This window comes from Micromonospora sp. NBRC 107095 (genome assembly GCF_030269705.1).
GTDB lineage: Bacteria > Actinomycetota > Actinomycetes > Mycobacteriales > Micromonosporaceae > Micromonospora > Micromonospora parva.
The window spans coordinates 334,686-348,754 of sequence record NZ_BSTU01000006.1; the positions used below are offsets into that span (position 1 = coordinate 334,686).

The 14,069-nt window shown below is 71.3% G+C and carries 12 protein-coding genes and 1 riboswitch; of the genes, 3 read left to right on the forward strand and 9 right to left on the reverse strand.

The annotated features are described in order from the left end of the window. Window positions 1–145 precede the first annotated feature (145 nt). Window positions 146–1,240 (reverse strand): hypothetical protein, encoded by a 1,095-nt coding sequence (locus QSK15_RS27300; protein WP_285796937.1) that lies wholly within the window; start codon window positions 1,238–1,240, stop codon window positions 146–148. 94 nt (window positions 1,241–1,334) lie between these two features. Continuing rightward, the gene (locus tag QSK15_RS27305) at window positions 1,335–1,538 is read right to left on the reverse strand and encodes a cold-shock protein (RefSeq protein ID WP_030327804.1); all 204 of its coding nucleotides are present in this window, start codon (window positions 1,536–1,538) and stop codon (window positions 1,335–1,337) included. 243 nt (window positions 1,539–1,781) lie between these two features. On the opposite strand from QSK15_RS27305, the gene QSK15_RS27310 reads away from it, so the two are divergent. Continuing rightward, window positions 1,782–2,312, forward strand: a complete 531-nt coding sequence (locus QSK15_RS27310; RefSeq protein WP_285796938.1) for a GNAT family N-acetyltransferase — start codon at window positions 1,782–1,784, stop codon at window positions 2,310–2,312. Window positions 2,313–2,493: 181 nt separating this feature from the next. Here the strand turns inward: QSK15_RS27310 and paaN are convergent, their stop codons facing one another. From paaN to QSK15_RS27330, 4 genes are all read right to left on the reverse strand, one after another. Beyond that, complete coding sequence (gene paaN / locus QSK15_RS27315; RefSeq protein ID WP_285796939.1) at window positions 2,494–4,167, reverse strand: phenylacetic acid degradation protein PaaN; 1,674 nt, start codon at window positions 4,165–4,167, stop codon at window positions 2,494–2,496. Window positions 4,168–4,317: 150 nt separating this feature from the next. Beyond that, window positions 4,318–5,337, reverse strand: coding sequence for a GNAT family N-acetyltransferase (locus QSK15_RS27320; RefSeq protein ID WP_285796940.1), 1,020 nt, complete (start codon window positions 5,335–5,337; stop codon window positions 4,318–4,320). Between the two features lie 248 nt (window positions 5,338–5,585). After that, window positions 5,586–6,872, reverse strand: coding sequence for a threonine synthase (gene thrC / locus QSK15_RS27325; RefSeq protein ID WP_285796941.1), 1,287 nt, complete (start codon window positions 6,870–6,872; stop codon window positions 5,586–5,588). Between the two features lie 10 nt (window positions 6,873–6,882). Continuing rightward, a riboswitch (SAM riboswitch) is annotated at window positions 6,883–7,018 on the reverse strand. A 67-nt stretch (window positions 7,019–7,085) separates the two neighbouring features. Continuing rightward, complete coding sequence (locus QSK15_RS27330; RefSeq protein ID WP_285796942.1) at window positions 7,086–8,048, reverse strand: DMT family transporter; 963 nt, start codon at window positions 8,046–8,048, stop codon at window positions 7,086–7,088. A gap of 91 nt (window positions 8,049–8,139) precedes the next feature. Between QSK15_RS27330 and QSK15_RS27335 the strand changes: the two genes are divergently transcribed. Then, the gene (locus tag QSK15_RS27335; RefSeq protein WP_285796943.1) at window positions 8,140–8,445 is read left to right on the forward strand and encodes an ArsR/SmtB family transcription factor; all 306 of its coding nucleotides are present in this window, start codon (window positions 8,140–8,142) and stop codon (window positions 8,443–8,445) included. Between the two features lie 221 nt (window positions 8,446–8,666). Here the strand turns inward: QSK15_RS27335 and QSK15_RS27340 are convergent, their stop codons facing one another. Beyond that, a complete protein-coding gene (locus QSK15_RS27340; RefSeq protein ID WP_285796944.1) occupies window positions 8,667–9,122 on the reverse strand; it encodes a DoxX family protein in 456 nt (151 codons plus the stop codon). Window positions 9,123–9,578: 456 nt separating this feature from the next. Between QSK15_RS27340 and QSK15_RS27345 the strand changes: the two genes are divergently transcribed. Then, window positions 9,579–10,265, forward strand: coding sequence for a DUF4232 domain-containing protein (locus QSK15_RS27345; RefSeq protein ID WP_285796945.1), 687 nt, complete (start codon window positions 9,579–9,581; stop codon window positions 10,263–10,265). A 9-nt stretch (window positions 10,266–10,274) separates the two neighbouring features. Here the strand turns inward: QSK15_RS27345 and QSK15_RS27350 are convergent, their stop codons facing one another. Further along, the gene (locus QSK15_RS27350) at window positions 10,275–11,141 is read right to left on the reverse strand and encodes an ABC transporter permease (RefSeq protein WP_051708110.1); all 867 of its coding nucleotides are present in this window, start codon (window positions 11,139–11,141) and stop codon (window positions 10,275–10,277) included. Continuing rightward, the gene (locus tag QSK15_RS27355; RefSeq protein WP_285796946.1) at window positions 11,141–14,005 is read right to left on the reverse strand and encodes an alpha/beta fold hydrolase; all 2,865 of its coding nucleotides are present in this window, start codon (window positions 14,003–14,005) and stop codon (window positions 11,141–11,143) included. The genes QSK15_RS27350 and QSK15_RS27355 overlap by 1 nt, the downstream gene beginning before the upstream one ends. Window positions 14,006–14,069: the final 64 nt, after the last annotated feature.

The following is a 14,069-nucleotide window of genomic DNA, read 5'->3' on the forward strand; positions in this document are numbered from 1 at the left end:
CGCGACGACCGGCCATGTGTCGCCCCGGCGTCTCCACGCCGGTGCAACCTGGCCCCACCGTCCCGACCATTGGCACTCACGGTATGCGAGTGCCAATGACTTGTTTAGCACTCTCCCATGCCGAGTGCAAGCACGATGCCGCCGCTCAGCCGAGTTCCGCAGCCAGTACGGCGGTGTTCACCGGCGCCTCATGGGCCCGCTGCTCGGCGTACGTCACCAGCAGACCGATGAGTTGGGCCAGGTGAGCGGGCAGGGCCAGCACTGCGGTGATCCCGATCACGACCACCGCGCCGACCGCGGTGCCCGCCGAGGCGAACGGGTCCGTTCCGAGCGGGGAGGTGCCCACCCCTTCCAGCACGCCGGGGATCACCGTGCCGACGATCACCGCCGCGGCCACCAGGGCGACCCGACCGAGCAGCAGGCCCAGCCGGTCGTGGAACATCCGGAACGATCGACCGATCGGGTTGTGCCGCTCGAAGAGATAGACCGGGCCGGCCATGCTCAGCGCGAAGGCCAGGTAGATGCCCGGCAGCACACAGAAGCAGAGGCCCACACCGATCAGCAGGCCGATCAGCAGGGTCCAGCCCCACAGCCCGAGGGCCCGCCGCAGGCCGTAGCGCAGCGCCGACTCCAGGCTGACCGGTTGACCGGCCGCCTGCTTGGTGATCACCCAGGTGCCGGCGGCCCAACCGACGGCCTGCACCAACCCGACCAGCAGGCTGCCGCCGACCAGCAGGACCAGAAGGTTCAGCAGCTCAACGAGGAAGTTGTCCGGAAGTGCCGGATTCGGACTCGACTCGGCCTGGGCGGCCCACTTCGCCGACGGGTCCAGCCCCAGCGAGATCACCGAGAGCACCGCCGCCGGCAGCACCTGGGTGAGCAGCGCGATCGGCACCAACTGCCGCCAGCCCCGGCGCAACGCTGCGCCACACCTGTCGAACCAACCGCCGAGGCCGGCGCCCGGCGGTGTGACCAGTGCGTCGTTCGGGTCGAACCCGTAACCCGGCGGATGCCAGCCAGCCGGCGGCCCCGGGTACCACGGCTGCCCACCGTAGGGGCCCGACCCGGGCGGGTAACCCCCGGTGGGCGGGAACGTCCAACCCTGCGGCGGCGGACCTGCACCCTGTACGGGATTCCAGCCGGGCGGCGGACCGGAGTGGCCGGGGCTGCCGGCGGGCGAGGACGGATCCGGCTCCCCGGACCCGGCGGACGACGTGGGCGGGGGCGGCTGGTCGGTCATGAGCGCTCCTCGGCATCGGCTGGAACGGTCACGATCTTCCCGGCTAGGTGCCCCTGCCGCAGCCCCGACCCACCGGGGCCGACGATCCGGAAAATCAGCCGGTGACGCGTACGTGCTCGGCCTGCGGACCCTTCTGGCCCTGGGCGATCTCGAACTCGACCCGCTGACCGTCGTCCAGCGCCTTGTAACCGTCCATCTCGATAGCGGAGAAGTGGACGAACACGTCCTGACCGCCGTCGACGGCAATGAAGCCGTAGCCCTTTTCGGCGTTGAACCACTTCACGGTGCCCTGTGCCACGGTGCACTTCCCTTACTCTGCGCGGCCTTGCCTGACCCGGCGCACGGCGCAGCCGGGCGCCCCCGACCACCGACTCAGCGATCGATGACCGCCATTGAGTGAGGTGACCGAAATCGCACGCTACACGAGGAGTGACGGCCGCGCACGGCCACAAATCGGACACACTGCGGGGCCGCGCCGAGATGGCGGCGAGCGGGCACAGCTCACGAGGAGGCGGCCGTCCCCTGTGGTAGGCATGCGGACATGACCACCGACATGGGCTCGCCGGCAGTGCGGCTCGCGGAGATCCGTCGGGTCCGGCCGGAGGACGCCGCCCGGATGCGGGCACTGCGCCTGGAGATGCTGGCCGACGCGCCGTTGGCCTTCCTGGAGACCCTGGCGGACGCGGCGGCCCGGCCGCACAACGAGTTCGCCGCCCGGGTCGCGTACACCTCAGCGGGTTCCAGTAACGCGCAGTTCATCGCCGACCCGGGTAGCCGGTTGGTCGGGCACGCCGGCGGCACCACCGCCCCGAACGAACCCGGCGTGACCGTGATCTACGCCGTGTACGTCACGCCGACCTGGCGCGGCAGCGGGCTGCTCGGCGAGCTGATCGACGGGGTGGCCGCCTGGTCGCGAGCCTGCGGCCGACCGGAGCTGCTGCTGGAGGTGGTGGTCGGCAACGACCGCGCCTACCGGGCCTACCAGCGCCTGGGCTTCCAGGACACCGGGGTACGCGTCCCCCACCCCACCATCCCAGCCCTCACCGAACTGCACATGCGCCGAACAGCCTAAATCCAAGAACTCAACCCAAGGCAGAGCCACCGAGATGTCCCCAAGGCCGCCGGACGCGTCAGCGACAACCGTGCCCGAGTCAGGGTTTCCGGGGCAGCCCGACCCGCGCAGGGATCAAGCCTGACCGCCCGGAGCGGGGCGGGCTGCCCCGGAAACCCCCAACCGCGACCAAGATCAAAAATTAGACGTGCCGCCGAGACTGCACGATCCGGAACCGGTTCGCCACGTAGGCCCCGTCCGTCAGCGCCGAGTTGGCCGCCGCGTTGGCCCCACTGCCGTGGAAGTCGGAGAACGCCGCCGACTGGTTGACGAAGACCCCTCCGGTGAGGTTGCAGGACAGGTGCACCCCGACCTCGACCGCCACCGCCTCGGCCGCGTCCAGCACCGCCTCGTCGGTGGAGTAGACCCCGGCGGTGAGCGCGCCCTTCTCCCCCACCGTCCGGCGCAGCAGCTCCAGGCTGTGCGCCGTGGAGTCGGTGGCGATGGCGAACGAGATCGGACCGAACCACTCCCGGCCGTACGTCTCCGCGTCGTCAGCGGTCAGCTTCACGATCGTCGGGGTACGCACCACCGCGTCGGCGTACGACGGATGGTCCACGGCACGCGACTCCAGCACCGGCTCGCCGACCTTGGTCACCTCGGCCAGCCGCTCCAGCACCCCGTCGTTGACGATGGCGCCGGTGAGTTCGACACCCCGGGCCGGGTCCGCGGTGAGCTTCCCGACGGCGGCGGCGATCCCGCCGGCCACCTCGTCGAAACTCTTGTGTCCCTGGTCGGTCTCGATGCCGCCGGCCGGGATGAGGATGTTCTGCGAGGTGGTGCACATCTGACCGCTGTAGAGGGTCAGCGTGAAACCGAGGTTGCGGCACATGCCGGCGAAGTCGGCGGTGGAGTCGATGACGACGGTGTTCAGCCCGGCCTTCTCGGTGTAGACCGAGGCCTGCCGCGCGTGCGTCTCCAGCCAGTCGCCGTACTCGGTGGAGCCGGTGAAGTCGACGATCTTCACGGCCCGGTGCAGGGCCAGGTCGCTGGCGAGCTTCTCACCGGGCGCCTCCGCCGCCAACATGATCAGGTTCGGGTCGAAGCCGGCCTCGGCGAGCACCTCCCGGGCGTACTTCACGGTGATGGCCAGCGGCAGCACGGCGCGCGGGTGCGGCTTGACGATCACCGGGTTGCCGGTGGCCAGCGAGGCGAACAGCCCGGGGTACGAGTTCCAGGTCGGGAAGGTGTTGCAGCCGATCACCAGCGCCACGCCACGCGGCACCACGTGGAACGTCTTGGTCATCCGCAGCGGGTCACCTTTGCCGGCGGCCTTCTCCCAGCCCGCCGTGCCCGGGTGCCGGGTCATCTCGGCGTACGCGTACGCCAGGGCCTCCAGCGCCCGGTCCAGCGCGTGCGCGCCACCGGCCTGGAAGGCCATCACGAACGCCTGCCCGCTGGTGAACTGCACCGCGTTGGCCAGCTCGAAGATGTTCTTGTGCAGCCGGTCGAGGATCTCCAGGCAGACGCCCACCCGGGCCTGCGGGCCGGCGTCACGCCACGCCGGCAGCGCGGCGGAGGCGGCGTCGACCAGTTCGCCGGTGCCGGCGTGCGGGTACCGCACCGCCAACTCCACCCCGAACGGGCTCGTCTCGGTGGCGACCCGACCGCCACTGCCGGGCTGGTCGAGCGGGAAATCACCACCGAGGTACGCCTCGAAGGCGGCCTTGCCGTCGGCGGCGGCGGTCTCGCCGTACACCCGGGGGCTGGGGGATTCGGGATAGGCGGACCAGTAGCCCCGCTCCGTGATCGCGGTCAGCGCACGGTTGAGGGTGTCGGCGTGCCTGTCGTACAGGGGATGCGGGGTCTCCGTCATGCCCGCCATCATGCCTGAGTCAGGTCCGCGAGCAGTAGCGCGAATGCCCGGCAGCGGCGCACGCCTGAGTCAGGTCCGCGAGCAGTAGCGCGAATGCCCGGCAGCGGCGCACGCCTGAGTCAGGTCCGCGAGCAGTAGCGCCGATACCTGTCAGAGGGTGAGCTGCCAGTCGGTCCAGGAGTCCACCGGGCGGAAGCCGAGCTGCTCGTTGATCGCCACCATGTAGCTGTTGCTCGCCGCGTTCCAGGTGTCGATCACCTGCACCGCGGGCTCGTGGGTGAGCAGGTGGTGCAGGTTCTCCGCCTTGGCGATGAGGCCGAGCCGGTGCCCACGGTGGGCCGGGTCGACGATGGTGATCTGCTGGTAGGCGTGCCAGTCGGCGGAGGCGCCCACGTCCAGCAGCGTCCAGGCGACAAGTCGGCCGGACGCCTCGTGGCGCATCCCGAGGTGGTAGCGCCGCCGGCCCCGGGCGTCCAGCGCCCGTTCGTTGCCGCGGATGCGCTCGGCGTCCACCTGCTCCGGCTCCCACTGCACGTCGCCCATGGGTGCGTCCATCAGCAGCCGGCCGTCGAGGTAGGCGATGTCGGCGACGTACTCCTGCGGGGTGGCCCCCTGCCAGCAGACCGACTGGTAGCCCTCGGCCCGCGGTCGGGCCTCGGCGAGCGCCGCCCGCAGCGCCACCCGGTCGATCTTGCCGACGTCGAGCCGGCGGCGCACCTCGGCGAGGGCGGGTTCAGCGCCGGTCCCGGCGGCGAACGCGTCACCGGCCACGCTGCGGGCCGGCCCGCCGGGCAGCGCGGAGACGGCCATCGCCACGACCCGCTTGCGGTTGTGCTCGCGGAGCAGGCGCACCCCGTACTCGTGCAGTGCCCGGCCGACACCGCGACGCCGCAGCTCCGGATGCACCGTCAGCTCGGCGGAGGCGTTGTCGGTGTTGTCGAGCTGCGGGAGGTCCAGCTGGAGGTAACCGGCCGGCACACCATCCAGTCGGGCCAGCGCGAAGAGGGACCGGGTGCCGGGCATCGGCGTGTGGAACAGCGCGTCGAAGCGGCGCCGGCAGTAGGGCGGGAAGTCCGGCAGGTCGGCGTCGTTGGCCGCCGACCCGATCCGGTACGCCTCGTCGACCGCGCTCCGGTCGGCGCCGTCGAACGACGCGATCGTGATGCTCATTCCGCTGAGGGTGCACCAGGCAAAAGCGATCGGGCCAGCGAATTAATCGCTGGCCCGATCGAACGTGGTCGGGAGGGACACTCGCACAACGCCTCCGGCGTTGGGTCGCAAGAACTTCAAAAGTCTTCGGCGAAATGCCCTCCCGCACGGAGCATCTTGCGCCGTCCGGTTCCTGCCGTCAAGTCCGTAGCGGCGGGTTTTCCACACTCACAGCGAAAACTCAGTTACTGGCTGATCCACTCGGCCGCTCAGCCGAGGAGGCCGGCGTCGCGGGCGGCCCGCAGCGAGGGCTTGATGTGGTGGGTCGGGCCAACCTGGCCGGCCACCGCGTCGATGGTCTTCAGACCCTCGCCGGTGTTGAACACGACGGTCTCGGCCGTCGGGTCCAGCCGACCGGACTCGACCAGCTTGCGCAGCACGGCCACTGTCACCCCGCCCGCGGTCTCGGCGAAGACCCCGGTCGTGCGGGCCAGGTCGCGGATGCCCGCCCGGATCTCGTCGTCGTCGACGTACTCCATCCAGCCGCCGGTGCGGCGGACCGCCTCCAGGGCGTAGAGGCCGGCTGCCGGGTCGCCGATGTTGAGCGACTTGGCGATGCCGGTCGGCTTGACCGGGATGATCGTGTCGGTCCCGCCGTGCAGGGCGGCGGCGATCGGGTTGCAGCCTGCGGACTGCGCACCGAAGACCTTCCAGCCGCCGGCCGGCGCCTCGACCAGGCCGATCTCGACCAGCTCGGAGAATGCCTTGTCAATCTTGGTGAGCAGCTCGCCGCTGGCCATCGGAATGACCACCTGCGCGGGGATCCGCCAGCCGAGCTGCTCGGCCACCTCGTAGCCGAGGGTCTTGGAACCCTCCGCGTAGTACGGCCGGACGTTCACGTTGACGAACGCGGTGTCCTCGAATTCGTCGGTCTCCACCAGCTCACCGCAGAGCCGGTTGACATCGTCGTACGAGCCGTCGATGGCGACCAGCTCGCCACCGTAGACGGCGGTGGTGATGACCTTGCCCTGCTCCAGGTCACTGGGGATGAAGACCACCGAGGGCACCCCGGCGCGGGCGGCGTGGGCGGCCACCGAGTTGGCCAGGTTGCCGGTCGACGCGCAGGCGAACCGGGTGAAGCCGAGCGCCTTGGCGGCGGTGAGCGCTACCGAGACGACCCGGTCCTTGAACGAGTGGGTGGGGTTGGCGCTGTCGTCCTTGACCCAGAGCGGCGCGGTGATGCCCAACTCGGCGGCGAGGTGCGGGGCCGCCACCAGTGGGGTCAGCCCCGGATCGAGGGTGACCCGGCTGCCCGGGTCCTGACCGGCGGGCAGCAGTGCGGCGTACCGCCAGATGTTGTCCGGGCCGGCTTCGATCTGTTCGCGGGTGACGGTGGCCAGCGCGGAGGTGTCGTAGTCGACCTCCAGTGGGCCGAAACACTCGTAACAGGCGTGCTGGGCTGCGAGCGGGTAGCGGGCCGAACAGGCGCGGCAGACCAGGGCGCGGGCCGGGCTGGCGGAGGTGTCGATGCCGGAGCTGACGAGCGTCGACGTCATGTCGAGAGTCCTCTCATCTTTCCCCGCATCGCACGGTGCGGCGGGGACGGAATTGGCACCTGCCCCACGGGTCGCTCAGCGGTGAGCGCGCGGGGTGGTTGCCGGGGCGTCGTCGGGCCGTATCCCTCAGCCCCTCTGGATGAGGTATTCAGTTGTGCTGCCGAGTCTAGGCAAAGCTGGCCGTGGCCTCCAGGGCGAATCCCAGGGAGTGGGTCAGCGGGCGTTCACGGCCACCGGGTCGGTCACCGCGATCGGGTCCGTCACCGCACCCGACCGGGGCAGGGGCGTGGTCCGGGGGCGGGCGGCGAGATTCGCGGCGATCAGGGCGGCGATCGTGATGGCGGCCCCGACCAGTTCGACGGGTTCCGGGCGGTAGCCACGGGCGATCTGCACCGCGAAGGTGGTCACCGGAACCAGGTTCATGAACAGCGCGGCGTTGGCGGCACCGAGTCGCTGCACGCCTGTGTTCCAGGCCAGGACCGCGATGACGGCGCCCGCCAGGACGGCGTACGCCAGCTGCGGGGTGACCGCCACGAGGTCGGCGGCGCCTGGCGCGTGCTGCCAGCCGACGGCGTCGGCGCCGATGCTCAGGACGAGCATGGCGGCCGTGCCGGCGAGCGCGGTCAGTGTGGTGAAGCGCAGCGGCGTCCACTCGCCGAACCGGCTGGCGCCGTGGGTGTAGATGGCCCAGCCCAGCACCGCGCCGATCATCATCAACCCGCCGAGGCCGAACTGGCCGAGACCGGCCAGGCTGCCGCGCGTGATCACCAGGCCGACTCCGACGAGCGCCGCCAGGGAGAGGGCCAGCAGGAGCGGCTTAGGGCGTACGCCGTCGCGAGCCCAGCGGACGAGCTGGGTGATCACCGGGGTGGTGGCCACGAAGAGGGAGACCTGCTGCGGGGCGGCGTGTTCGAGCGCCAGGCTGGTGAGCAGGTTGAAGCCCGCGAAGCCGACCACGCCGAGCACCACCACCTCCAGCGCCCTTGCACCGTGCCGCAGCGCGCCGGCACCCTCGCGGAGCAGCAGGATGGCGACCAGGACGACGGCGGCCAGCAGGTAGCGCGCGGTGGTCAGGTTGAGCGGGTCGACCCGGTCGAGCGCGCTGGCCAGGATCGGGAACATCACGCCCCAGCCGAGCACGGCGACCAGTGGGTACACGGTGGCGCGGGATCGCATCGGCAACTCCAATGTTCGAGTATCGTCGAACCAACGACACCGACCATAGGGCGTTGTTCGATAGTTGTCGAACAAGGGTTACACTGGTCACATGGAGCCGCACGAGCCCGACCTGACCGCCGTACCGGTCACCAGCGTGCTGGCCGCACTCGCCGACGACGTGCGGCTACAGATCGTCCGGGCACTCGCCGAGGGCGGCGAGTCCCCCTGCGGCAGCTTCGACTTCGGCGTTTCCAAGGCGACCCGCAGCCATCACCTCAAGGTGCTGCGCGAGGCGGGCCTGACCCGGACCCGCGCCGCCGGCACGAGCCGGCTGGTCCGACTGCGCCGGGACGAACTGGACAAGCTCTACCCCGGCCTGCTGGACGCGGTCCTCGCCCAACGCCCGCCGGCCTGACGCTCCCGCTTCGAGCCCTCCCGCACGTGTCGCTGGCGGTCGCGGCTGCGGAGCGGGTGACACCTATCATTCGCGCACGCTTTGGAGCTTGATCGTTTACGACATCAGCGACCAGCTGGAATCCGGCGCGCGGGACGCAGAGCCGGGCCTGCGAGGCGGCCGTGACCGGCGCGTCGCCGGGGCCGCCTCGTCGAGGCCCCGGCGACGCCGTACGGGTGCGGTCAGACGACGATCGAGCTGCTCTCAGCCACCGGCGTCACCGGCGCGGACTCACCGTCGCGGCGACGCGCGAGCAGCGTGTCGAGCGCCCAGGAACCCGGACCGAGAGCCGCGATCAACAGGAACGACCAGCAGAAGAGCGCCGACAGCTCACCACCGTTGTGCAGTGGCAGCAGATGGTCCGGCTGGTGCACGACGAAGTAGGCGTACGCCATCGAGCCGGATGCGAGCAGAGCGGCGGGTCGGGTGAAGAGGCCGGCCAGCACCAGGGCGCCGCAGACCAGCTGGATCAGCGCGGCCCACCAGCCCGGCCAGGTGCCGAGCGGTACCGCCTTGCCGGTCACCGGGTTGCCGCCGAACAACCCGAAGATCGAGGTCAGGCCATGCAATGTGAACAGCAGGCCGATCACGATGCGGAACAGGGACAGGGTCGGCCCGCCGAGCCGAGAAACGTTCATCGGTACCTCCATCGAAGGGATTGGACCCCCTCAATGTGAGGCATGAAAGTATCGAAGGTTATAGATTCCTTGTTAGTGGGAAAGTCCCCGGCTGGAATGTACCGACGTCCAGGGCTCGCGTCGAGCGCTCGCCGCCGCACAGAACGGGCCACCCGAGCCCCTGAGCTGCGAAAACAATCAATTTCGCGTCATCCCGGCCGCCGTGGGCACGCTCCCACAGTGTGGGTACGACCGGCTACGCCACCTCCGAACAGGCCGTCCCGGGCGATGCCCTCAACGATTCAGCTCGAAAGGCGTACCGGGACGGCACGCCAGCCGGCCCGAGGCAGTGTCACCACCCCGGATCCGGGGCGGGCAGCTCTGGAGGCCCGGACCAGCAGACGGCAGGTGTACAACACCAGCGCTGCTGCGGGGGCCAGGCGGCGGTGGGGCACCTCGATGGGTGAGGATCGAGTCATGATCCTCACCTGGACGGCAGCACGGCGATGGTTCGGCGCAGCGGTCGCGGTGCCTCTCGCACTCGCCGCCTGCACCCCCGGTGACCATCGCGGCCAGGGTGGGGACCCGACGGGCCCACCACCGACCCCGTCGAGCCCCGCCCGGTCGCCCAGCGTCGCTCCGGTGGCCGAGTGTCCGGCCTCCGGCGTCCGGATCCGGGCGACCGGCGGGGACGCCGCCTCGGGCCTGCGCGCCCTCGGCATCGAGCTGGTCAACTGCGGAGAGCGTCCCTACCAGCTCAACGGCTACCCGGTGCTGCACGTGTTCGACGAGGAACGCGAGCCGATCATGCTGCGGGTGGTCAACGGCGCCAAGGAGATCACCCTGGGCTTCGACCAACCGCCCCGGAAGATCACCCTCGCTTCCGGTGAGCGGGCCACCGCAGTGGTGCTCTGGCGCAACCTGGTCACCGACTCGACAGTGGTGGCTACCAACGGCGAGTTCCTGACAGTGGCGCCCGCCGCCGGGCAGCCGGCCGAAGAGGTCGACCCGGACGGGCCGATCGACCTCGGCAACACCGGCCGGATCGGCGTCAGCGCCTGGAAGAAGGCCGACCCGTCCACGCCGGTACCGACCCGGCCGGCCCCACCGCCGGCGCCGAGCGCGGTGCCGTCGTCGGTGAGCCCACCCGACAGCCGACTGTGAACCGCCCCGCTACGACGTGATGTCCTTTCGGGTGAACCGCCAGAACGCCAACCCCCAGAACAGCGTCGCGTAGCTGATCGCCGAGATGCAGCCGCGTACCACGTCGTCGGTCTGCACCGGAGTCGAGAGCAGCCCCAGCCAGGCGGTGCTGAAATGGGTGGGCAGGAAGTCGCGCAACGCGCCCAGGGCGGTGATCTGGTCCAGGATGCTGGACAGGATCCAGAGCAGTACCGCGCCACCCACCGCGCCCAGCGCGGCGTCGGTGGTCACCGACAGCAGGAACGCCAGGCCGGCCACCACCAGCAGGACGATCGCCAGGTAACCCAGCACGGCCAGCAACCGGAGCAACCCCTCGGTGGGTTCCAGCTCGGCGGCGACGGTGCTGCGCAGCGGCGACCACCCGTAGCGCAGGGTGCCGGCCAGCAACGCGGTGCCGGCCAACAGCAGCAGGGCAAGTCCCGAGTACGCGAGCGCGACCACCAGCTTCACCGTCAACAACCGCGCCCGGGGCACCGGGATCGCCAACAGATACCGCAGGCTGCCCCAGCTCGCCTCGCTGGCCACCGTGTCGCCGCAGAACAGCGCGACGACCACCACGAGCAGGAACGACGCCGACACGAAGATCGAGAACAGGGTGAAGTTGAGCCCACCGGTGGTGGCCAGGTCGACCAGGCTGGAGAACTCGTTGCGCCCGTTGTCGTCGTCGCCACCGGAGTTGAACTGGAACGCGATCAGGATGATCAGCGGCAGCAGCACCATGAACCCGAGCGCCAGCTGGGTCCGCCGTCGGGACGCCTGCCGGCGGAACTCCGCCTTGAACGGCATGGTGGCCGACGGCCGGTAGCCGCGTGCCTCACCCGCGTCGACAACTGCCATCACCGGTCACCGCTTCCCCGAGAGTTGTCGCCCACCAGGGCGAGGAACGCGTCCTCCAGGCGCCGCCGGGGCACCACCCGGTCCACCCCGATGCCGGCGCGTACCAGCTCGGCCACCACCTCGCTGCGGGCCGTGCCGTTGGTGTCGACCACCAACTGGCCGTCGCCCTCCGGCAACACCCGCACGCCGTGCAGCCGGTCCAGCACCGCCCGCGCCGCCACCGGGTCGGTGACGTCGAAGAGCACGCTCGGCGACTCGCCCACGATCTCCTCCACCGGCCCGGACGCCACGATCCGGCCCTTGTTCACCACCACCGCGTGGGTACACGTCTGCTCCACCTCGGCCAGCAGGTGGCTGGAGACCAGCACCGCCCGGCCGTCCGTGGCGTACCGCTGGAGCACCCGGCGCATCTCGGCGATCTGCGGCGGGTCGAGGCCGTCGGTCGGCTCGTCCAGCACCAGCAACTCGGGGAGACCGAGCATGGCCTGCGCGATGGCCAACCGCTGCCGCATGCCGTGGCTGTAGTTCTTGATCTTCCGGTGCACCGAGTCGCCCAGCCCGGCGATCTCCAGGGCCGCGTCGAAGTGCGCGTCCTCCCACGGCCGTCCGGTGGCCCGCCAGTACGCCTTCAGGTTGTCCAGGCCCGACAGGTGCGGCAGGAAGCCCGGCCCCTCCACCAGCGCCCCGATCCGGGACAGCACCGGCGAGCCGGGCACCAACCGCCGGCCGAAGACGTAGATCTCCCCGGCGGTCGGCTGGGTCAACCCCATCAGCACCCGCAGGGTGGTGGTCTTGCCGGCACCGTTGGGCCCGAGCAGACCCACCACCTGGCCCGGGTGCACCTCGAAGTCCACGTTCGACACCGCGACGAAGCCGTCCGCGTACTCCTTGCGCAGTGCGCGCACGGCCAGCGGGGTGTCCGCGTACTCCGGATGCACCGAGCGGTCCTGCCGGCGGTGCCGGCGGCGGACCACGGCGACGACCACGACGAGCCCGATCACGATGGCGGCAAGCAGGCCGGCGAGCACCCACCGCCAGACCGTGGCCGCGGTGGGGATCGGCTCACCGGCGACAGTGGGCAGGCTGACGGGGCCGTCCGCGGCCACCGTGTAGACGGTGGGTTCGGCGGGGGTGGTGTACGCCTGGTCGGAGCTGGCCACCACCAGCCGCAGCCGGTGCCCGGCCTCCACTCGGCGGACGATCGCGGGCAGCGTGACGGTGACCGGGCGGGCGTCCTGCACCCGCTGCGGCAGGCCGGTCAGCCGGATCGGGGCGACCAGGCCGTTCGGCAGGGTGGCCGCGCCGTCCTTGTCCACGTCGTAGAGCTTCACGAAGAGCACCGCCTCGCCGGTGGGCGACGCCGCCCGCACCGTGACGGTGGGCGCACCGGCCACGTCGACCGCCTCGGTCAGCGGGGCCGACTCGAACCGGGCGTGCTGGCCGGGCACGTCGCTGGCCACCCCGTCCAGCAGCGAGGTGAGCCCGCCCGCGAAGGGGATCGAGGAGATGGCGGCCGGGTTGCCGTTCGGCGGGTTCGCGATCGGCTGCGCCGGGCCGGTGACAGTTACCTCCCGGCGGGCGGTGCCGGCCAGGCCCGGGTAGTCGGCGCGGCGGAAACCGGTGGCGACGAGGCCCCGGTCGAGCGCGTCGAAGCCGGCGATGCGCGACCAGGTGAAGTCGTCGCCGGGCGCGTCGCCCTCGCCCTTGACGTAGTGGTCGAGCCACTGGACGGTCAGGAACTTCACCCGGTCTTCGTCCGAGCGGGGCCCACTTCCGCCGTCGTGGCCGCCGGTGAACCAGGCGACCCGCACCGGGGTGCCGGCGGCGGCGATGCCCTTCGCGTTCGCGTCGGCCTCGCCGAGCGGGAAGAGCGTGTCCGCCTCGCCCTGCACCAGCAGGGTGGGGGCCTTGATCCGGTCCAGCACGCCGGCCGGGCTGGAGCGGCGCAGCAGGTCCACGGCGGCCTGGTCGGCCTGACCGGTGGTGGCGATCCGCAGGTACGCGGCGCACACGTCGGCGGCGAACCGACCGCAGGACGGGTCGGCGGCACCGGCCGGGGCACCACCGGGGGCGGTACCCGGGCCCGCGCCCGGCCCGGGACTGGGCGGGCCGGCCGACGCCGGTGCGCCCTGCGGCGCGGCGGCGGTCCCGCCGGAGAGCCCCGCCGGGCCGGAGCCCACGTTGCCGCCACCGCCGAAGAAGAGGCCGGCCCAACCTTTCTTGAACACGCCCTCGGTCGGCGCCCCGCCGGTGCTCTCCGGCAGGAACGCCCGGGACAGGTCGTTCCAGGTGATCATGGGGACGATCGCGTCGACCCGTCGGTCCTGGGCGGCCAGCAGCAACGCCAAACCGCCGCCGTACGAGCCACCGACCACACCGACCTTCGGGTCGCCGGCGGCGTCGGTGCGCACCTCCGGTCGGGCGGCCAGCCAGTCCAGCAGCCGCTCGGCGTCGCGGACCTCGTAGTCCGGGTTGTCCAGGTGGATCTCGCCACCGCTCCGACCGAAGCCCCGCGCGGTCCAGGTGAGCACCGCGTAGCCGCGGCCGGCGAACTCCTCCGCGTCGGAGCGCACCGATTCCTTGGTGCCGCCGAACCCGTGCGCCAACAGCACCGCCGGCACCTTCCGGGCGGACGAGGCGTCGTCCGGCAGGTAGAAAGTGGTGTCCAGGTTCACCGGCTCGTCGCCGGACGGTCCGGAGCGGACGGTGACCATCGCGCTCTCGGCGCGTACGCCCGACCCCTGTGGCCACACCGCCCAGGTCACGGCGGCGGCCAACAGCACGACGACCACCGCGGCGGCGGTCGCGCGGCGACGGGTGGGCAGGGCACGCCGGATCCACGCGGCCGGCGACGGCGATGTCATGCGGCACACGGTACGGCTCGCAGCCTGAGCGTTGGCTGAGATCCGCCGTACGTCCGTCCGGTTG

What these genes read in the sequence shown, in the direction of transcription:
- QSK15_RS27345 (WP_285796945.1), top strand. Translation starts at nt 9,579, where the DNA reads ATGATCCTCACCTGGACGGCAGCACGGCGATGGTTCGGCGCAGCGGTC.
- QSK15_RS27350 (WP_051708110.1), bottom strand. Translation starts at nt 11,141, where the DNA reads ATGGCAGTTGTCGACGCGGGTGAGGCACGCGGCTACCGGCCGTCGGCC.
- thrC (WP_285796941.1), bottom strand. Translation starts at nt 6,872, where the DNA reads ATGACGTCGACGCTCGTCAGCTCCGGCATCGACACCTCCGCCAGCCCG.
- QSK15_RS27330 (WP_285796942.1), bottom strand. Translation starts at nt 8,048, where the DNA reads ATGCGATCCCGCGCCACCGTGTACCCACTGGTCGCCGTGCTCGGCTGG.
- QSK15_RS27355 (WP_285796946.1), bottom strand. Translation starts at nt 14,005, where the DNA reads ATGACATCGCCGTCGCCGGCCGCGTGGATCCGGCGTGCCCTGCCCACC.
- QSK15_RS27335 (WP_285796943.1), top strand. Translation starts at nt 8,140, where the DNA reads ATGGAGCCGCACGAGCCCGACCTGACCGCCGTACCGGTCACCAGCGTG.
- QSK15_RS27340 (WP_285796944.1), bottom strand. Translation starts at nt 9,122, where the DNA reads ATGAACGTTTCTCGGCTCGGCGGGCCGACCCTGTCCCTGTTCCGCATC.
- QSK15_RS27310 (WP_285796938.1), top strand. Translation starts at nt 1,782, where the DNA reads ATGACCACCGACATGGGCTCGCCGGCAGTGCGGCTCGCGGAGATCCGT.
- QSK15_RS27300 (WP_285796937.1), bottom strand. Translation starts at nt 1,240, where the DNA reads ATGACCGACCAGCCGCCCCCGCCCACGTCGTCCGCCGGGTCCGGGGAG.
- paaN (WP_285796939.1), bottom strand. Translation starts at nt 4,167, where the DNA reads ATGACGGAGACCCCGCATCCCCTGTACGACAGGCACGCCGACACCCTC.
- QSK15_RS27320 (WP_285796940.1), bottom strand. Translation starts at nt 5,337, where the DNA reads ATGAGCATCACGATCGCGTCGTTCGACGGCGCCGACCGGAGCGCGGTC.